The sequence below is a fragment of the Geopseudomonas sagittaria genome, assembly GCF_900115715.1.
Classification (GTDB): domain Bacteria; phylum Pseudomonadota; class Gammaproteobacteria; order Pseudomonadales; family Pseudomonadaceae; genus Geopseudomonas; species Geopseudomonas sagittaria.
Genome location: NZ_FOXM01000001.1, coordinates 253,289 through 270,048 on the forward strand (window position 1 = coordinate 253,289; position 16,760 = coordinate 270,048).

Sequence of the window (16,760 nt, forward strand, 5' to 3'; positions counted from 1 at the left end):
AATGAAAACGGCCACCCGTTCCGTAGAACTGAGCAGCCGCGCGCACGGCAATTCTAGCACCGGCAGCGAGGAAGCCCCCAGCAAGATTGCTCGCCTGCTGAAGCACCTGCTGGCCGGCGCCAGCGTCAACCGCTTCGAGGCCGAGCGCCTGGGCGACCACTGCCTTCCATCCACCGTTGCGGTGCTGGCCAACCGTCACGGCCTGATCTTCAAGCGCCTACCTGAGAAAGTTCCGAACAGCTGGGGCAAGCCCTGCTACGTCACCCGCTACAGCCTGCCGGTCAGCGAGTACGACAAGGCCCGAAAAGTGCTGGCGCTGCTGAGCACGCCGAGCAAGAGGGCTGCTGCATGATCCGCCCGAGCCTTGCCAAGCGCACCCACAGGCGCTACTCTGCGCCTGTCACGGTCAATCCCGTGTCCGGGTTTGGTAGCCCGATCAAGCAAAAGGCGCACAAGCGCCCCAAGTCCATTGCGAGGCGTTTTTTTACGCCTACAGCAACGCTCTATGGTGGCTGTGTGTGGGAGGGCTTCGGCCCTGCCGGGTTCCTTTTGCCCCGGTCTACCAACCTGCACACAGTCGCCACCCAATCCTGTTTGGTAGCAGGTAGTGGCGGCTCCTCAGCAAAAGGAGCTGTACCCATGAAGCACGACCCCGCCAGCAATCCGTCCTCACTCCAAGACCGCGCAGCAGCGCACCGCGCAATGGCCCTGGCCGCCCTGCGCGCCGACTCCTCCCTGTCCGTCCGTCTCAAGCGTTACAACCACCACATGAGCGTGGCGCGCAGTCTGGAGGCCACCGCAGAGCACGACAGCACCACCAGCACCCGCGACCCGCGCACCGCCCTGGCCTGGATCCAATCTGGCCGCCCGGTGCGTATCGACTCGCTGAACCTGCGCGACCATCTGCGCCACGTCCGCGCCCTGGCGGCTCTGGAAGCCCAAGGGGGTGCGCAATGACCTGCCGCACCTACTCCACCCCGGAAGACGTGCTGCGCGTCCCCGGCGACGTGCCGCCCGGCTACCCGATTGACGCTATCGACTGCGCCCTGAGCCGTGCGGACGCCGTGGTTGTGCTGCTGTCCGGCCAGTTCGACGGCACGGGCGCCGAGCGTCTGGCCGATCACATCGTGAGCAATGCCCTGTGGGCTGTGCGTGGAGAGCTGGCCATGCTGCGCCAGCTGTTCGAGCACGGTCACCAGACCGAGGCGCAGCGTGTCGCCGAAGATCTGGACAAGGCGCTGGCCGCTGCCGGCAAGACCGCCCAGCGCAAAGGAGGTGCGCAATGATCGCCTTCACCATCGCTGGCGGTTTCTCCCTGTACCACTACGTCCAGCACAGCGACCAGCCGCGCTACCCCTACGGAGTGTGCGGCCCGTTCACCACTGAGGCCGAAGCGTCCGAGGCCCTGGAGCGCATCACCGCTGTTTTCCCTGCTGCCGCGCTCCACATCGAGGAGGCCGGCTTTGCCGGTGATGCCGGCGCCATGCTGGCGCAAGACCACGCCAACGCGCGCCAGCGCCTCGCACAGCTGAGGGCCTAACCCATGTCCGATTTTCAACGCTGCCAGCTGGCGGCGACGGCCCCGGCTTGCCCGGAGAAATGCGCCGACCTGCTGACACCTAACCACCTGGAGCTGATCCGCGAGGCCGCGCAGGCGCTCCACCGCGCTACCGCTGCTGGCCCGACTACCTCGGCAGACATGGATGCTTGGCTGCTCGCCGCCGAGCGTCTAGCCGTGGCTCTTGTCTCCCGCCTTGAAGCCCTGGAGGCAATGCCATGCCTGTAATTCCCTTCGATCCTGACAGGCACATCATCCGCAGCGAGCCGGCCCATATCGACAGCGCAAGCAATTTCCTGCTGCTGGCCGTCCTCTCCGACCTGGTTGCCCTCTGCGACAGCGAGCCAGACCACCAGCGCGCCGAGGTGCTGCGCGCGACCACCTGCGCCCTGGGCGACGTGTTGGAGCGGTTCGAGCCGCCAAGGGGTACAGCATGAGCGCACCAATCGACGTGGTACTTCAGCGACTCGACAAGGTGAAGGCTGCTGGCGCCGGCAAGTGGAAAGCCTGCTGCCCGGCTCACGATGACCGCGACCCAAGCCTGAGCATCCGCGAAGCCGAGGACGGCAAGGTTCTGTTGCACTGCTGGGCCGGCTGCGACACCGAGAGCATCGCCGCCGCCATCGGCCTGACCATCCGCGACCTGTTCCCAGGCAGCAGCATGCGCCCTGTAAGCAGCGGCCCGAGCAAGGCCGCGCGGGAGCTGGAGGCGACTGTTATCAGCATCGCAGTGGAGCATCTGCGCCAGGGCAGGCAGCTGTCTGCTGCCGACCGAGATCGCTACGAGACGGCAAAGCGCCGGTTAGGGGTAGCCGTATGAGCGCCAAGATCGAGAGCTTCAAGAGGGAGTGGGCCGAAGCTGCCGCCAAGGACGTGTGGCGCGCAAACGCGGTTCAAGCGACCAGCATCACGCCGACTGCCATCCACTGGGCTTGGCCCGGCTGGCTGGCCCTGGGCAAGCTGACCATCCTTGCCGGCGCTGGTGGCACCGGGAAAACCACCCTCACCATCGGACTTGCGGCAACCATGACTTGTGGCGGTCGCTGGCCTGACGGCGAGATCTACCGCGAGCGTAGGAGCGTCATCATCTGGTCAAGCGAGGATGACGCCGCCGACACCATCGTGCCGCGCCTCATCGCCTCCGGCGCCGATCTGAGCAAGGTTTACATCCTGCAAGGTCGCGTCAACGGGCTTGGCGAAGTCGAGCCATTCGACCCGGCAAAGGATATTGATCTGCTGGCCGCCGAGCTGGAGCGTATCGGGGATGTTGGCCTGATCATGATCGACCCCATCGTCTCCGCCGTCGCTGGTGACATGCACCGCGCAAACGATGTTCGCCGGGCACTTCAAGGGCTGGTTGATCTGGCCGAGCGTTACGACTGCGCCGTCCTGGGCATCACCCACTTCTCGAAGGGCTCAGCAGGCAGCAACCCCGCCGAGCGTGTTCTCGGATCGCAGGCGTTCGGCGCGCTGGCTCGCACCGTCCTGGTAGCAGCAAAACAGGAAGACTCCGACCTTCGGGTGCTGGCTCGCGCCAAGTCGAATATTGCCGATGACTCTGGCGGGTGCTCCTACTCAATCGAGGAATGTACTGTCCGCGAAAACATCACTACCACTCGCGTGCTGTGGGGCGAACGGATCGAGGGTAGCGCACGGGAGATCCTGGCCGACGTGGAGCGGGTCGAGGGTGACGAGCAGCCAGACGGCGATGATCCTAGCGACTGCCTTTACCGCATCCTCAAGGACAACCCGCTGGAAAGCAACAACGCCAAGTCCCTGATGAAAAGCAACGGCTACACCGAAAAGCAGATACGCCGAGCAAGGGAAAAATTGGCTGTTGTGGTAGCTCGGACAGGCAGCAAAAAGGACGTGAAGTCTTACTGGTCGCTGCCCCAAGAAACCGACGAAACCTTACTCGTGCCCTCGAAACCTTACTCGTGCCCATCCCTAGGCGTGGGCACGAGTGAGAAAAAAGGGCACGAGTTGGAAAAAGGGGCACGAGTGGATGCCGCCGAGGACTTCGACGAAGCAGACGCTGAGGTGTTCTGATGGCCGCAATCGACTACCTGAGAGAGCACGGATTGTCGGCCAGAGTCAGGGGGGAACGGATCATCATTTCCCCTCGCTCTAGCGTCACCGAACCAATCCGCCAGTTCATCAAATTGCACCGCCTTGAGCTGCTGGCCGAACTGGCGGCAAACGACGGCGAGACGCGCCGTGCTGCCTGGGACGTGTCCATACCCGGATACGGAAAGCGCCGGATGATCGGCGAGCCATGCACCCACGCCGAAGCGCTGGAACACGTCAGGGGGATATGGCCTGGCGCCGCTATCGAGTGACCACCTCAAGCCCGGTTAACCACCGGGCTTTTTCTTTTCAGGATGATCCAAAACTGGAGCATTTTTCATGGCACCAAGCGTGCATGTTTTCTACCCGCGTTTGGTATCTTGGTCGAGCCATCGAAAGAGCGCCGGGGTACGGATGAGCAAGAGCACGGAAAGATTGCCGCTGAGCATTAGGGAGCTGGGCGAAGTCCTGGGCGTGTACGGGGCGCTGGGTCTGATAAGCCAGCTGCCCACCGTTGAAAAGCGCGACCATCGATACCCTGGGCGTGTCCGGCGGGTGCCGATTCTGTACGTGCCGAAGTCGATCAGGCCGGGTTGCAAGCTTGTGGCGATCCTTGGCCAGGAGCATGCCGGGCGCCTGATTGAGAAGTTCGGCGGCGAGATGCTTTTTCCTGCAAGCTGTATCGGGCTGTACAAGGCCGCACGAAAAAAGGCGGTTCGTTACGTGGTTCACGATGAAGGCGCCGCGATCACAGAGGCCGCCGCGCTTTTCTGCATGAGCCCGAGCCAAATCAAGAACATCCTCGAGTATCCCCCTGGCCCGTGGGATGCGTGGGTTCCTGATCCTGTCGCGGGCACTACACGACAAGGGTAGTGAGCCCGGCATGACCCCTGCCGCCGCGAAATCAAAGGTACTCCGTCGATGGGGGCACCTTGTGGGTGGATAGCATCCACGGCGATTGGCACCTGCGTGCCTCCGAAAATCGCCTACCAGACTTCCAAACAGTCTCAACCCTGCATAAGTGCTCGGAAATCCCGCCAGAAGCTCAGCACATCGCACGCCATCAAACTGCCCGCATCGACAACAGAAACGGGCACTTTGAATGACCAGCAAACTCCACCAGCTGTTGACCGACGCCGGGCAGGCAGTCGGCTACCAAGATCACATCGCCGTGGGCGCTACCGAGCCGCACGCCCGCACCATGAAGCGCGCCGCCGAGGCAACTGGGCTGAGCATGCTTCATGAGCAGGCGCCGACCCTGAACCCTGGCGTTGATGGCGGCCTGTACCTGCCGTACGGTACCGAAGCCGGCAAGGTAAGCACCCTGGCCGCCGCCATGCTTTCCCACAGCGTCACCGGCAAGGCCGGCGCTCAAATCATCGTCATCGACCGCGCCCCGGCGGCGCCTGCTGGAGAGTCGACGCTCCCGGCGTTTTACACCCGTGATTACCGATTCGACGTGGTGAAGCCGGCACAGTTTGCGCTGCTGGCCGATGGCGCCGAAGTGACGGATGCCGCGTGGCCGATCAGTCGCGCCGCCGTCGACCTCTCCACCATGCCGACCTACTCATTCCGGGTGAACATGACCCGCGCGCAGCAGCGCGAGTACGGGCTGGGCTTCCTGTCCGCCGAGCTGGAACATTCCATCATCGCCGGTATCGCCCGCTCCGCTGACGCCGCCCTGCTGGCCGCCATCGTAGCAACCACTCCCGCCGCGTTCTCCCTGGGCGCTGCCGCTGCCAAGGGCTGCCAGTTCGCCGACCTGCGCGCAATCGTCGGCAGTGCCGGCACAGGTGCTGCCGCTCAACAGGGTGAGCTGTTCGTGGATGGCATGGCCGCCGAGTTGTGCATGGAAGTCGCCCCGACCATCGTCGGCACCTGGATGCGCGCCGCTGTGGCCGTTCATGAGGACGTGACCCTGATTGCTGATCGCCGAAGCGTTGAGGGTGATTTGTCGCTCACCTGCTTCGTGAACCTGCAACCGCTGGTGCCGGACGCGGGCTACTTCTTCGTGCGCGGCTGACCTGGAGGCCACCATGCGAATTTTCGACCTGTTCAAGCGCAAACCGAGCAACGAGCTTCCGGCAGAGGTGGCCACCGCCATCGAGGCCGCGCACATCATCCTCAGACCGCACGGCGAGGAAGGCGATATTCGCGCCGTGGTACAGGTCGCCGGCCACCGTGGCGGCTGGATTCACAGCGCCGAGGAAGACGCCCGGCACCTGGCCGCCCTGTGGCCCGAGTTGAGTCCTGGGCAACTGGCCCGCGCCCACCAGTTCATCGCCGCCAGCGTTCGCCAGCGGTACCGCAACCTTGACGCCGAGCAGCAAGGGACGCGCGTCACCTACGCGAACAGGTACAGCCGGACGCACTACGAAAGCGGTTACGGGAGGAAGTAGGCCAATGACCACCAAGACGAAAGACCAGTACCGAATCACCGTCTGCCTTGATGAGCAGACCGCCGCCGCCCTAGAGAAAGAACACCGCGACTTCGCGCAGAAGACCGGCGTTGCAGCCTCGAAAACCAAGATCGCCGCCCGTGCCATCGCCGCCGGGCTCGGGATTACCAGCCGGGCCGGCTGACAGAATGCCGCCTCGCCCCCTGGCGGTTTGGTTCAAAGGGGGTGCTGTGCCGCCCGGCTCTGGATTCGCTCCCGGAGTCGGGCACCTTTTCCGAGGGTCACGAATGAACACCAACGACACGCTTTCCACGCTGTACGCCGTACAGGCCGACATCGAGGAGGTAGCCGCCAAGCTCCTTCGTGATGCCCAGATGCTGAAGACGATCATCAAGCGGCAGCCACTGTCCCCAGAGCTTACCGACCTGCTCGCCGAGTTGCGCCGCGACGGCGACAACATCAAGACGCGCACCGCGTTCTTCCGTGGCGCCCTGGTCGAGCACGCCGACGCCGAGCACGCCGACCGCATGCGCCCCCGTAGGGTGGCACGCTGCGTTCCGGGATCACGTGAAGACCTGGTGCGCCGTGGCGCCCTGCTGGTCAAGGGCGCGTAATCTTGGGTCCTTTCTCGCCCTGGGGGCTATGCGGGGACATGGTCGCCGCGCCGATCGATATCTGTGTGATCCGCAAAATCAATTCTCCTGCTGGTGCCACCAGAAGCCACCCGCCGACCTTCACCCGACAAGCGGTAAAGACTGGGATTGGTTGGCACGAATAGGGCACAATCCGCCCCCATCGACGGGGGTACTTTTCGTTTTGGGGGCATTTTTGGGGGCATCGAGAAACCGCCACCGCCCGCAAAGCCAGTATTTCCGGGGTTTTTTCACTGGTGTTCGAGTCCCTTTCGAGCACCAAGCAATGAACAAACCCGCTCAGGCGGGTTTTTTCATGCCGGTCACTTTTTCAAGCGAGGCCGCCATGTCCCGACACCAGCTGCGCCCGCAGGGCGATTTCCCTCCCGCCGGGCTCGTCCGCCGTCTGGCGGCGATGTTCTACGACTTCCTGCTGTGCACGGCGCTGCTGATGGTGGTCACCCTGCTCTACCAGCAGGGCATCCTGCGCCTGATCTACGGCGCCGAGCAGCTCAAGGCGCTGGCCGACGCCGGCGGCCTGGATCGCGACCCGATCCTCGCCAGCCTGCTGCTGGTCTGCCTGTTCGCCTTCTTCGCCAAGTTCTGGACCCACAGCGGGCAGACCCTGGGCATGCAGGTGTGGGGCATCCGCATCCAGAACAGGGACGGCAGCGCCATCGACCTGTGGCAGGCGCTGCTGCGCTTCTTCATCGCCATCGGCTCCTGGCTGTGCTTCGGCCTCGGCTACCTGTGGATGCTGTGGGACAAGGAGCAGCGCACCTGGCACGACCGCTACTCGGAAAGCGTGGTGGTCCAGCTGCCGAAGAAGCCCAAGCGCTGAACAGCACGGCCGCCTGAGCGGCAAGCGCTAGACTGAGCAGGCAGACCCGTCACTGCCTGCCCGCCCCGGTGATTCTGTCCCCACGCGGCGCCAGGCCATCCGAGGCGCCGGCATGAACGCAGCGCAAGGCTGGGGGCTTAACCGTGTCGCGACCCGCGCCTTGCCGGTCGCGCTGGGCTTGCTCGTGCTGGGGGCCTGCGCGACCCGCGGGCCGACGCCCGACGCCGCCTGCGCCGCGACCTTCGCCACGCAGCACGCCGCCACCGCGACGAGCCGCGATGCCCAGTACCATCTTCTCGACGATTTTCCCGGCCTGCGCAGCGACCGCGTGCTCGCCGCGCTCGGCGCTCACGCCCGCACCCCGGCGGCGCGCCGCCTGTGGCTGCAGCGCCTGGCGGCACACGACCGCGAGGCCAGCGCCATCGAGCGCGCCAACCTGCCGCCCGGCCGGCGTCGCCACCTTCCCGAGCCCGCGCGCCTGGAACACTGCCGGCAGCAACAGGTCGAGCGTTCGAGCCGGGATCCCGAGTCCTTCCGGCAGGTCGTGCGCGCCGCCCAGGTGCCCTCTGACTACCGGCGCTGGGCCCGCGCCCTGGGCCTCTATCCGCTGGTCAAGCCCTTCTACCGCCGGGCCATCGCCGCCTGGCAGCGCGAGGCCGCGGCGCAGCAGGCCCCGGCGGAGCATGCCGGCTGGCTGAGCTATCGCCCGCTGGCCGCCGCGCCCGCGACCCCAGTCCGCCTGCGGGAGGATGCGCTCGGCCTGCCGCAGGCCGAGCCGGCGCAGCTGGCCGCCCTGTTCGCCCGCCACGCCCCGGAGATCCGCATCGCCCAGCGCAGCGCGGCCGACCAGCTCGGCACGCCGCGCTTCGCGCGCGACGGCCAGCGGCGCTTCGACGCCCACGACCCGGTGCTCTATCGCCATCACGGCTGGAGCCGGCTGGAGGGGGGCTGGCACCTGCAGCTGATCTACCAGTTCTGGTTCCGCGAACGGCCGAGCGCCCGGCCGCTGGACATCTACGCCGGCGCCCTGGACGGCCTGCTGTGGCGGGTGACCCTCGACGCCGACGGCAATGCCCTGCTCTACGACGCCATCCACCCCTGCGGCTGCTGGCATGCCCTGTTCCTGCCCGCCGACTCGCCGCTGCAGTTCCGCCAGCCGGCTGGCGAGGAGCAGCGCCTGGCGCGCCGCCTGGGCCTGCCCGGCAGCCAGGCGGCCACCCTGTGGCTGCGCGGCGGCGATCACGCCCTGCTGTGGGTCGACGCGCGCCGCGCGTCCCGGCCGGCCAGTCGCTATCGCTTCGCAGACCTCGACGCCCTGCGCCAGCTCGCCCATCCCGACGGCCAGCACAGCCTGTACGACCGCCGCGGCCTGGTGCCCGGCAGCCAGCGTCTGGAGCGCTGGCTGCTGTGGCCGTCGGGCGTGGTCTCGCCAGGCGCCATGCGCCAGTGGGGAAGGCATGCCAGCGCCTTCATCGGCGAGGCGCACCTCGACGATCCGGACCTGCTCGGCCGCTATCTTGCCCGACCGGCAGCGCCAGAATGAACAAGGCCGGCGATTGCGCCGGCCTTGTTCATTGCAACGCGGAGGACGATGCCGTCAGCCGGCGCGGCGCAGCAGCCAGACGCCCGCCAGGGCGCAGATCGCCGCCGGCACCAGCACGGCGAGCAGCGGCGAGAAGCCGAACACCAGGCTGGACGGGCCGAGCAGGTCCTGGGCGATGCGGAACACGAAGCCCACCAGCACGCCGGTGAATACCCGTTGGCCGAGGGTCACCGAGCGCAGCGGGCCGAAGATGAAGGAAATCGCCAGCAGCACCAGGGTCGCGGTGACCAGCGGCTGCAGCGCCTTGGTCCAGAACGCCAGCCAGTAGCGACTGTTGCTGAGGCCCTGCTCGCCGAGGTAGTGGATGTAGCGCCACAGACCGGTCATCGACAACGCCTCCGGCTCCAGCACCACGGTGCCGAGCAGCTGCGGGGTCAGCTCGACATCCCAGCGCTCGCTGGGCGCCTTGACCACTTCGCTGCGGTCGGCGTGCAGGAAGGTGGTGGCGACCTCCTCCAGCTGCCAGTGATCGTCCTGGTAGCGGGCGCGGCGGGCGAAGCTGGAACTGAGCAGCACGCGCTCGGCGTCGAAGCGGTAGCGGGTCACCCCGAGCAGCACGCCGCTGGGCTGCACCGAGTTGATGTGCACGAACTCCTGGCCCTGGCGATGCCACAGGCCGCGCTTGGTGCTCTGCGCCTCGCCGCCGCCCTGGGCCAGCGAGCGGCCGCTCTGCGCGAGGTTTTCCGTCCACGGCGAGACGTACTCGCCGATCAGCACGCCGGCCAGCATCAGCGCCAGCAGCGGCTTCATCACCGCCCAGACGATGCGCCCCAGCGACACCCCGGCGGCACGCATGATGGTCAGCTCGCTGCTGCTGGCCAGAGTGCCGAGGCCGATCAGGCAGCCGATCAGCGCCGCCATCGGCAGCAGCTCGTGGATCCGCGTCGGGATGGTCAGGGCGATGTAGCGCGCCGCCTCGGCCACGCCGTAGCCGGCCTCGAGGTCGCCCAGCTCGTCGATGAAGGCGAACAGCAGGGCCAGGCCGACGATCACCCCGAGCACGGCGAGGATGCTCAGCAGCACGCTGCTGCCGATGTAACGATCAAGCCTGACCACGGACGGCCTCCTTCGCGGCATTGCGGGCCGCCCATTTCAAGCGCAGCGGCTCCCAGTAGAGCAGCAGCAGGCCGATGCCGAGGAACAGCCCGTGCACCCACCACAGACCGAGCGCCAGCGGCAGGCGGCCCTTTTCCAGCTGGCCGCGCATGGCGATCAGCAGGGCCAGGTAGGTCATGTACAGGAGGATCGCCGGCAGCAGCTTGAGGAAACGCCCCTGGCGCGGGTTGACCCGTGCCAGCGGCACCGCCAGCACGGTGACCACGAACACCAGCAGCGGCAGCGACAGCCGCCACTGCAGCTCGGCCTGGTGGCGCGGATTGTCGCTGCCGAACAGGTTGGCGGTGGGGATGCCCTCGCGTTCGTTCAGCTCGCCGGCCACTTCCGGCTTGGGCAGCAGCACGCCGTAGCGGTCGTAGCGGATCGCCCGATAGTCGGCCTGGCCGGGCTTGCCGTCGTAGCGGTAGCCGTTCTCGAGAATCAGGTAGCGGCTGCCGTCGGCACGGATCTCCTGGCGGCCGGACTCGGCGACCAGCACGCTGATGCCGCGCTGCTTGTCGCCGGCGCGCGACAGCTGCAGCTCGGAGATGAACACCCCGGACAATTCGCTGCGGTCCTCGGACAGCGCCTCTGTGTAGGTCACCCGGCCGCCGCTCTTCAGCGACTGGAAGCGCCCCGGTGCCAGGGTGTCGAACTCGGTGAGGGCGTCCTGGCTGTTGAGGATCTGCTCGACGCGGGTCACCCCCTGCGGCGCCAGGCCGAGGCTCAGCCAGCCGACCAGCAGCGCCACCAGCGCCGCCGGCGCGAGGGTGTAGGCCAGCAGGCGCTGGCGGCTCATGCCGGCGGCCGACAGCACGCTCATCTCCGACTCGAGATACAGGCGCCCGTAGGCCAGCAGGATGCCGAGGAACAGGCCCAGCGGCAGGATCAGCTGCAGGAAGCCCGGCAGGCGCAGCCCCATGATCATGAACAGCACCCCGGGGTCGAGCAGACCCTGGGCGGCCTGCGCCAGGTACTTGATGAAGCGCCCGCTCATGATGATCACCAGCAGCACGGCACTCACCGCACTGAGGGTCACCAGCACTTCGCGGGACAAATAACGGAAGATGATCAAGCCGGGACTACTCCAGGGTTGTCAGGCTCGGGCGGCAGCGCTCAAACTAGCCGCCTGTCGCGCCGGCCGCAGAGGCGTCACGCCCGTTGAATGAAAGTGGGCCGGCATTATCCTGCAATACCGCCTGTTTGTCTTGGGGACCCCCGTCCATGCAATTCCTCGTCAAGAGCGCTCGTCCGGAAACCCTGAAAACCGCCACCCTGGTGCTCGCCGTGGGCGAGGGTCGCAAGCTCGGCGCCGCCGCCCGCGCCGTGGATGCCGCCAGCGAGGGTGCGCTGAGCGCCCTGCTCAAGCGCGGCGACCTGGCCGGCAAGCCCGGCCAGACCCTGCTGCTGCACAACCTGCCGGGGACCAAGGCCGAGCGCGTGCTGCTGGTCGGCTGCGGCAAGGAACGTGAACTCTCCGACCGCAACTACCGCAAGGTAGTTTCCGCCACCCTCGCCGTGCTCAAGACCCTGGGCGGCAGCGACGCCGCACTGACCCTCGGCGAGCTGATGGTGCAGGGCCGCGACCTGTACGCGCGTACCCGCCTGCTGGTGGAAGTGCTGGCCGACGGTCGCTACGTGTTCGACCGCTTCAAGAGCGAGAAGGCCGACGCGCCGGCGCTGAAGAAGATCACCCTGCTGGTCGAGGAAACCGAGGTCGCCGAAACCGAGCGCGGCGCCGCCCACGCCCAGGCCATCGCCAACGGCATGGCCATGACCCGCGATCTGGGCAACCTGCCGCCGAACCTGTGCCACCCGAGCTTCCTCGCCGAGGAGGCCAAGGCGCTGGCCAAGCAGTACAAGAACCTCGAGGTCGAGGTGCTCAACGAGAAGAAGCTCAAGGAACTGGGCATGGGCGCCTTCCTCGCCGTGGCCCAGGGCAGCGACCAGCCGCCGCGGCTGATCGTGCTCAACTACCAGGGCGGCAAGCAGGACGCACAACCCCAGGTGCTGGTCGGCAAGGGCATCACCTTCGACACCGGCGGCATCAGCCTCAAGCCGGGCGCCGGCATGGACGAGATGAAGTACGACATGTGCGGCGCCGCCAGCGTGCTCGGCACCTTCCGCGCCCTGGTCGAGATGGAGCTGCCGATCAACGTGGTGGGCCTCTTGGCCTGCGCCGAGAACATGCCCAGCGGCGGCGCCACCCGCCCCGGCGACATCGTCACCACCATGAGCGGGCAGACCGTGGAGATCCTCAACACCGACGCCGAAGGCCGTCTGGTGCTGTGCGATGCCCTGACCTACGCCGAGCGCTTCAAGCCGCAGGCGGTGATCGACATCGCCACCCTAACCGGCGCCTGCATCGTCGCCCTCGGCAGCCACACCTCCGGCCTGCTCGGCAACAACGACGCGCTGATCAAGCAGATCCTCAAGGCCGGCGAGCACGCCGGCGACCGCGCCTGGCAGCTGCCGCTGTTCGACGAGTACCAGGAGCAGCTGGACAGCCCGTTCGCCGACATCGCCAACATCGGCGGCCCCAAGGCCGGCACCATCACCGCCGCCTGCTTCCTGTCGCGCTTCGCCAAGAAGTTCCACTGGGCGCACCTGGACATCGCCGGCACCGCCTGGATCAGCGGCGGCAAGGAGAAAGGCGCCACCGGCCGCCCGGTGCCGCTGCTGACCCAGTACCTGCTCGAACGCTGCAAGTGAGGCCTGTCCGGCCGGCGCCCGCGCCGGCCGGAGCCGCGCGATGAAACGCATCGACTTCTACATCCTCCAGGGCAGCGACGCCGGCGCGCGGCTGACCTACGCCTGCCGGCTGGCCGCCAAGGCCTGGCGCGAGGGGCACCGCATCTACCTGAACTGCCAGGACGCGGCGCAGTGCGCGGCGCTTGACGAGCGGCTGTGGAGTTTCAGCGCCGCCAGCTTCGTGCCGCACCAGCTGGCCGAGAGCGGCAACGACACCCCGCTGCTGCTCGCCTGGGGCGCGGACGCCGGCGGCGAGCAGAGCCTGCTGATCAACCTGGCCAGCACGGTGCCGCCGTTCTTCGAGCGCTTCGCGCGCATCGCCGAGGTGGTCAACCAGGACCCGCAGACCCGCGACGCCCTGCGCAGCAGTTACCGCTTCTACCGCGAACGGGGCTATGCTCCCCAGCACCTGCACCTGTGATGCCGCGAGCCGCCGATGGACACTCCCCCGCTTCCACCGCACCCCGCCCACCTGCCCGACTGGGCCAGTGACGAGCTGCCGCTGCTGACCGAGACGGTCGGCGAGCCGGCCATTCCGCTGCTGCGGGAGCCGTTGCTCCGGGAGCCGCTGCTCTCCGAGCCGGCGGACGCCGTGCCGCTGCTCAGCGAGCAGGTGCCGGCCAGCCCGCCAGCCATGCCTCCGGCCCCGCCCGCAGCGCCGGCATCGGCACCGGCCGCTTCGGCCGCCAGCGCCAGCGACGCCGCCATGCCCCTGGCGCAGATCGAGCGCGAACTGCACGCCGCCGCCGAGCTGATCATGCAGGAAGTGATCGACGACTACATGCTGCAGATCGAGGCCGAGCTGCATCGCCGTCTGGAAGACCACCTGGCCAGCCTGCTGCGCGCCGGAAGGCGCTGAAGCCCGGCACGCGACACAACACGACGCGACCACCCGACCTACGCCGCAGCGCCGATCCCCGTTATACTTCGCGGTTTTCCGATCAGCTGCCGCAAGGGTCCCGCCGCGCATGGACAAGACCTACCAACCCCACGAAATCGAATCCCGCTGGTACGCCGAGTGGGAGGCGAAGAACTACTTCGCGCCGCAAGGTTCCGGCGAGTCCTACACCATCGCCCTGCCGCCGCCCAACGTCACCGGCAGCCTGCACATGGGCCACGGCTTCAACAACGCGATCATGGACGCGCTGATCCGCTTCCGCCGCATGCAGGGCCGCAACACCCTGTGGCAGCCGGGCACCGACCACGCCGGCATCGCCACCCAGATGGTGGTGGAGCGCCAGCTGGCGGCGCAGAACCTGTCGCGCCACGATCTCGGCCGTGACAAGTTCCTGGAAAAGGTCTGGGAGTGGAAGGAAGAGTCCGGCGGCACCATCACCCGGCAGATCCGCCGCCTCGGCTCCTCGGTGGACTGGTCGCGCGAGCGCTTCACCATGGACGAGGGCCTCTCCGAGGCGGTCAAGGAAGCCTTCGTGCGCCTGCACGAGGACGGCCTGATCTACCGCGGCAAGCGCCTGGTCAACTGGGACACCAAGCTGCACACCGCGATTTCCGACCTCGAGGTGGAGAACCACGACGAGAAGGGCAGCCTGTGGAACCTGCGCTACCCGCTGGCTGACGGCGCGAAGACCGCCGAGGGCCTCGACTACCTGATCGTCGCAACCACCCGCCCGGAAACCATGCTCGGCGACTCGGCCGTGGCGGTGAACCCGCAAGATCCGCGCTACCAGGCGCTGATCGGCAAGTTCGTCGAGCTGCCGCTGGTCGGCCGGCGCATCCCGATCATCGGCGACGACTACTGCGACCCCGAGTTCGGCACCGGCTGCGTGAAGATCACCCCGGCCCACGACTTCAACGACTACGAAGTCGGCAAGCGCCACCAGCTGCCGCTGATCAACATCCTCGACAAGGACGCGGCGATCCTCGCCAGCGCCCAGGTGTTCAACCTCGACGGCAGCGTCAACGCCGCGTTCGACGCCCGCCTGCCGGCGCAGTTCGCCGGCCTCGACCGCTTCGAGGCGCGCAAGCGGATCGTCGCCGCCTTCGACGAGCTGGGCCTGCTGGAGAAGATCGACGAGCACGCCCTCAAGGTGCCCAAGGGCGACCGCTCCGGCACCGTGATCGAGCCGTGGCTGACCGACCAGTGGTACGTCTCCACCAAGCCGCTGGCCGAGAAGGCCATCGCCGCCGTGGAGGACGGCTCCATCCAGTTCGTGCCCAAGCAGTACGAGAACATGTATTTCAGCTGGATGCGCGACATCCAGGACTGGTGCATCAGCCGCCAGCTGTGGTGGGGCCACCGCATCCCTGCCTGGTACGACGAGGCCGGCAACGTCTACGTCGGCCGCGACGAGGCCGAAGTGCGCGCCAAGCACAACCTCGGCGACCAGCCGCTGCGCCAGGACGACGACGTGCTGGACACCTGGTTCAGCTCGGGCCTGTGGACCTTCTCCACCCTCGGCTGGCCGGAGCAGACCGAGTTCCTGAAGACCTTCCACCCCACCGACGTGCTGGTCACCGGCTTCGACATCATCTTCTTCTGGGTCGCCCGGATGATCATGATGAGCCTGCACCTGACCGGACAGATCCCGTTCAAGACCGTCTACGTCCACGGCCTGGTGCGCGACAGCCAGGGCCACAAGATGTCCAAGTCCAAGGGCAACGTGCTCGACCCGCTGGACATCGTCGACGGCATCGACCTGGAAACCCTGGTGGCCAAGCGCACCAGCGGCATGATGCAGCCCAAGCTGGCCGAGAAGATCGCCAAGCAGACCCGCGCCGAGTTCCCCGAGGGCATCGCCAGCTACGGCACCGACGCCCTGCGCTTCACCTTCTGCTCGCTGGCCTCCACCGGCCGCGACATCAAGTTCGACATGGGCCGCGTCGAGGGCTACCGCAACTTCTGCAACAAGCTGTGGAACGCCACCAACTTCGTGCTGGAGAACACCGACGGCCAGGACTGCGGCGCGGGCGACGAACCCGTCGAGCTGTCGCCGGTGGATCGCTGGATCATCTCCGCCCTGCAGCGCTGCGTGCAGGACGTCACCCGCCACCTCGACCAGTTCCGCTTCGACCTGGCCGCCCAGTCGCTCTACGAGTTCGTCTGGGACGAGTACTGCGCCTGGTACCTCGAGCTGGTCAAGCCGGTGCTGTGGGACGAAACCGCCAGCGTCGAGCGCCAGCGCGGCACCCGCCGCACCCTGGTGCGCGTGCTGGAGGTCATCCTGCGCCTGGCCCACCCGTTCATGCCGTTCATCACCGAGGAAATCTGGCAGCGCATCAAGGCCCTGGCCGGCAAGAGCGGCCCGACCCTGATGCTGCAGCCCTGGCCGGTGGCCAATGAGGCGCGCATCGACGCGGCGGCCGAGGCCGACATCGCCTGGGTCAAGGACTTCATGCTCGGCGTACGGCAGATCCGCGGCGAGATGAAGATCTCCATGGCCAAGCGCATCGACGTGGTGCTGGCCAACGCCAGTGCCGAGGACCAGCGCCGCCTGGCCGCCTTCGAGCCGCTGCTGGCCAAGCTGGCCAAGCTGGAGTCGGTGCGCGTGCTCGCCGCCGGCGAGGAAGCGCCGCTGGCCGCCACTGCGCTGGTCGGCGAGATGCAGGTGCTGGTGCCGATGGCCGGGCTGATCGACAAGGACGCCGAGCTGGCGCGCCTCGACAAGGAGCTGCAGCGCCTGGAGGGCGAGGTCCAGCGCGTCGGCGGCAAGCTGGCCAACGAAGGCTTCGTCGCCAAGGCGCCGGAAGCGGTGCTGGAGAAGGAGCGTGCCAAGCTGGCCGAGGCCGAGCAGGCGCTGGCCAAGCTGGCCGAGCAGCGCGCGCGCATCGCCGCGCTGTAAACCGCCGCCGCCAG

Annotated in this window: 22 protein-coding genes; 20 read left to right on the forward strand and 2 right to left on the reverse strand. The window is 67.3% G+C overall.

The features are described 5' to 3' along the window. The first annotated feature begins 1 nt into the window (after window position 1). From BM297_RS01265 to BM297_RS01340, 16 genes are all read left to right on the forward strand, one after another. A complete protein-coding gene (locus BM297_RS01265; RefSeq protein ID WP_092427509.1) occupies window positions 2–352 on the forward strand; it encodes a hypothetical protein in 351 nt (116 codons plus the stop codon). A gap of 287 nt (window positions 353–639) precedes the next feature. After that, window positions 640–957 carry a hypothetical protein gene (locus BM297_RS21755; protein WP_092427510.1) on the forward strand — a complete coding sequence of 106 codons (318 nt, stop codon included), beginning with the start codon at window positions 640–642 and terminating at the stop codon, window positions 955–957. After that, window positions 954–1,286, forward strand: coding sequence for a hypothetical protein (locus BM297_RS01275; protein WP_175526575.1), 333 nt, complete (start codon window positions 954–956; stop codon window positions 1,284–1,286). Before BM297_RS21755 ends, BM297_RS01275 begins: the two co-directional genes overlap by 4 nt. Next, complete coding sequence (locus BM297_RS01280) at window positions 1,283–1,540, forward strand: hypothetical protein (RefSeq protein WP_092427511.1); 258 nt, start codon at window positions 1,283–1,285, stop codon at window positions 1,538–1,540. The genes BM297_RS01275 and BM297_RS01280 overlap by 4 nt, the downstream gene beginning before the upstream one ends. A 3-nt stretch (window positions 1,541–1,543) precedes the next feature. Continuing rightward, window positions 1,544–1,786, forward strand: coding sequence for a hypothetical protein (locus tag BM297_RS01285; RefSeq protein WP_092427513.1), 243 nt, complete (start codon window positions 1,544–1,546; stop codon window positions 1,784–1,786). Further along, window positions 1,777–1,995 carry a hypothetical protein gene (locus BM297_RS01290; protein WP_092427515.1) on the forward strand — a complete coding sequence of 73 codons (219 nt, stop codon included), beginning with the start codon at window positions 1,777–1,779 and terminating at the stop codon, window positions 1,993–1,995. The genes BM297_RS01285 and BM297_RS01290 overlap by 10 nt, the downstream gene beginning before the upstream one ends. Then, a complete protein-coding gene (locus BM297_RS01295; RefSeq protein ID WP_092427517.1) occupies window positions 1,992–2,378 on the forward strand; it encodes a virulence-associated protein E in 387 nt (128 codons plus the stop codon). The genes BM297_RS01290 and BM297_RS01295 overlap by 4 nt, the downstream gene beginning before the upstream one ends. Then, a complete protein-coding gene (locus tag BM297_RS01300; RefSeq protein WP_092427519.1) occupies window positions 2,375–3,607 on the forward strand; it encodes an AAA family ATPase in 1,233 nt (410 codons plus the stop codon). Before BM297_RS01295 ends, BM297_RS01300 begins: the two co-directional genes overlap by 4 nt. Continuing rightward, on the forward strand, window positions 3,607–3,897 hold the full coding sequence (locus tag BM297_RS01305) for a hypothetical protein (protein WP_092427521.1): 291 nt from the start codon (window positions 3,607–3,609) through the stop codon (window positions 3,895–3,897). The genes BM297_RS01300 and BM297_RS01305 overlap by 1 nt, the downstream gene beginning before the upstream one ends. A gap of 142 nt (window positions 3,898–4,039) precedes the next feature. Then, window positions 4,040–4,498: a hypothetical protein gene (locus BM297_RS01310; protein ID WP_092427523.1), complete on the forward strand. Its 459-nt coding sequence runs from the start codon at window positions 4,040–4,042 to the stop codon at window positions 4,496–4,498. A gap of 229 nt (window positions 4,499–4,727) precedes the next feature. Then, window positions 4,728–5,648 (forward strand): hypothetical protein, encoded by a 921-nt coding sequence (locus tag BM297_RS01315; RefSeq protein ID WP_092427525.1) that lies wholly within the window; start codon window positions 4,728–4,730, stop codon window positions 5,646–5,648. Between the two features lie 13 nt (window positions 5,649–5,661). Continuing rightward, window positions 5,662–6,024, forward strand: a complete 363-nt coding sequence (locus BM297_RS01320) for a hypothetical protein (protein WP_092427527.1) — start codon at window positions 5,662–5,664, stop codon at window positions 6,022–6,024. A 4-nt stretch (window positions 6,025–6,028) separates the two neighbouring features. Next, complete coding sequence (locus BM297_RS01325; protein WP_092427529.1) at window positions 6,029–6,208, forward strand: hypothetical protein; 180 nt, start codon at window positions 6,029–6,031, stop codon at window positions 6,206–6,208. A 103-nt stretch (window positions 6,209–6,311) separates the two neighbouring features. Beyond that, a complete protein-coding gene (locus BM297_RS01330; protein ID WP_092427531.1) occupies window positions 6,312–6,638 on the forward strand; it encodes a hypothetical protein in 327 nt (108 codons plus the stop codon). A 364-nt stretch (window positions 6,639–7,002) separates the two neighbouring features. Next, window positions 7,003–7,497 (forward strand): RDD family protein, encoded by a 495-nt coding sequence (locus BM297_RS01335; protein WP_092427903.1) that lies wholly within the window; start codon window positions 7,003–7,005, stop codon window positions 7,495–7,497. 112 nt (window positions 7,498–7,609) lie between these two features. Further along, window positions 7,610–9,040 carry a hypothetical protein gene (locus BM297_RS01340; RefSeq protein ID WP_139230999.1) on the forward strand — a complete coding sequence of 477 codons (1,431 nt, stop codon included), beginning with the start codon at window positions 7,610–7,612 and terminating at the stop codon, window positions 9,038–9,040. 54 nt (window positions 9,041–9,094) lie between these two features. Here the strand turns inward: BM297_RS01340 and lptG are convergent, their stop codons facing one another. After that, the gene (gene lptG / locus BM297_RS01345) at window positions 9,095–10,156 is read right to left on the reverse strand and encodes an LPS export ABC transporter permease LptG (protein WP_092427535.1); all 1,062 of its coding nucleotides are present in this window, start codon (window positions 10,154–10,156) and stop codon (window positions 9,095–9,097) included. Further along, window positions 10,143–11,270: an LPS export ABC transporter permease LptF gene (gene lptF, locus BM297_RS01350; RefSeq protein ID WP_092427537.1), complete on the reverse strand. Its 1,128-nt coding sequence runs from the start codon at window positions 11,268–11,270 to the stop codon at window positions 10,143–10,145. The genes lptG and lptF overlap by 14 nt, the downstream gene beginning before the upstream one ends. A 149-nt stretch (window positions 11,271–11,419) precedes the next feature. Between lptF and BM297_RS01355 the strand changes: the two genes are divergently transcribed. The 4 genes from BM297_RS01355 (at window position 11,420) to BM297_RS01370 (ending at window position 16,746) form a co-directional block, all read left to right on the forward strand. Further along, the gene (locus BM297_RS01355) at window positions 11,420–12,907 is read left to right on the forward strand and encodes a leucyl aminopeptidase (RefSeq protein ID WP_092427539.1); all 1,488 of its coding nucleotides are present in this window, start codon (window positions 11,420–11,422) and stop codon (window positions 12,905–12,907) included. 40 nt (window positions 12,908–12,947) lie between these two features. Beyond that, complete coding sequence (locus BM297_RS01360; RefSeq protein ID WP_092427541.1) at window positions 12,948–13,367, forward strand: DNA polymerase III subunit chi; 420 nt, start codon at window positions 12,948–12,950, stop codon at window positions 13,365–13,367. A gap of 15 nt (window positions 13,368–13,382) precedes the next feature. Next, a complete protein-coding gene (locus BM297_RS01365; RefSeq protein ID WP_092427543.1) occupies window positions 13,383–13,805 on the forward strand; it encodes a hypothetical protein in 423 nt (140 codons plus the stop codon). A gap of 109 nt (window positions 13,806–13,914) precedes the next feature. Then, complete coding sequence (locus BM297_RS01370) at window positions 13,915–16,746, forward strand: valine--tRNA ligase (RefSeq protein ID WP_092427545.1); 2,832 nt, start codon at window positions 13,915–13,917, stop codon at window positions 16,744–16,746. The last annotated feature ends 14 nt before the right edge of the window (window positions 16,747–16,760 follow it).

What these genes read in the sequence shown, in the direction of transcription:
- BM297_RS01315 (WP_092427525.1), top strand. Translation starts at nt 4,728, where the DNA reads ATGACCAGCAAACTCCACCAGCTGTTGACCGACGCCGGGCAGGCAGTC.
- BM297_RS01330 (WP_092427531.1), top strand. Translation starts at nt 6,312, where the DNA reads ATGAACACCAACGACACGCTTTCCACGCTGTACGCCGTACAGGCCGAC.
- BM297_RS01305 (WP_092427521.1), top strand. Translation starts at nt 3,607, where the DNA reads ATGGCCGCAATCGACTACCTGAGAGAGCACGGATTGTCGGCCAGAGTC.
- BM297_RS01325 (WP_092427529.1), top strand. Translation starts at nt 6,029, where the DNA reads ATGACCACCAAGACGAAAGACCAGTACCGAATCACCGTCTGCCTTGAT.
- BM297_RS01295 (WP_092427517.1), top strand. Translation starts at nt 1,992, where the DNA reads ATGAGCGCACCAATCGACGTGGTACTTCAGCGACTCGACAAGGTGAAG.
- BM297_RS01355 (WP_092427539.1), top strand. Translation starts at nt 11,420, where the DNA reads ATGCAATTCCTCGTCAAGAGCGCTCGTCCGGAAACCCTGAAAACCGCC.
- BM297_RS01360 (WP_092427541.1), top strand. Translation starts at nt 12,948, where the DNA reads ATGAAACGCATCGACTTCTACATCCTCCAGGGCAGCGACGCCGGCGCG.
- BM297_RS01370 (WP_092427545.1), top strand. Translation starts at nt 13,915, where the DNA reads ATGGACAAGACCTACCAACCCCACGAAATCGAATCCCGCTGGTACGCC.
- BM297_RS01275 (WP_175526575.1), top strand. Translation starts at nt 954, where the DNA reads ATGACCTGCCGCACCTACTCCACCCCGGAAGACGTGCTGCGCGTCCCC.
- BM297_RS01290 (WP_092427515.1), top strand. Translation starts at nt 1,777, where the DNA reads ATGCCTGTAATTCCCTTCGATCCTGACAGGCACATCATCCGCAGCGAG.
- BM297_RS01340 (WP_139230999.1), top strand. Translation starts at nt 7,610, where the DNA reads ATGAACGCAGCGCAAGGCTGGGGGCTTAACCGTGTCGCGACCCGCGCC.
- BM297_RS01280 (WP_092427511.1), top strand. Translation starts at nt 1,283, where the DNA reads ATGATCGCCTTCACCATCGCTGGCGGTTTCTCCCTGTACCACTACGTC.
- BM297_RS01335 (WP_092427903.1), top strand. Translation starts at nt 7,003, where the DNA reads ATGTCCCGACACCAGCTGCGCCCGCAGGGCGATTTCCCTCCCGCCGGG.
- BM297_RS01320 (WP_092427527.1), top strand. Translation starts at nt 5,662, where the DNA reads ATGCGAATTTTCGACCTGTTCAAGCGCAAACCGAGCAACGAGCTTCCG.
- BM297_RS01265 (WP_092427509.1), top strand. Translation starts at nt 2, where the DNA reads ATGAAAACGGCCACCCGTTCCGTAGAACTGAGCAGCCGCGCGCACGGC.
- BM297_RS21755 (WP_092427510.1), top strand. Translation starts at nt 640, where the DNA reads ATGAAGCACGACCCCGCCAGCAATCCGTCCTCACTCCAAGACCGCGCA.
- BM297_RS01310 (WP_092427523.1), top strand. Translation starts at nt 4,040, where the DNA reads ATGAGCAAGAGCACGGAAAGATTGCCGCTGAGCATTAGGGAGCTGGGC.
- BM297_RS01365 (WP_092427543.1), top strand. Translation starts at nt 13,383, where the DNA reads ATGGACACTCCCCCGCTTCCACCGCACCCCGCCCACCTGCCCGACTGG.
- BM297_RS01300 (WP_092427519.1), top strand. Translation starts at nt 2,375, where the DNA reads ATGAGCGCCAAGATCGAGAGCTTCAAGAGGGAGTGGGCCGAAGCTGCC.
- BM297_RS01285 (WP_092427513.1), top strand. Translation starts at nt 1,544, where the DNA reads ATGTCCGATTTTCAACGCTGCCAGCTGGCGGCGACGGCCCCGGCTTGC.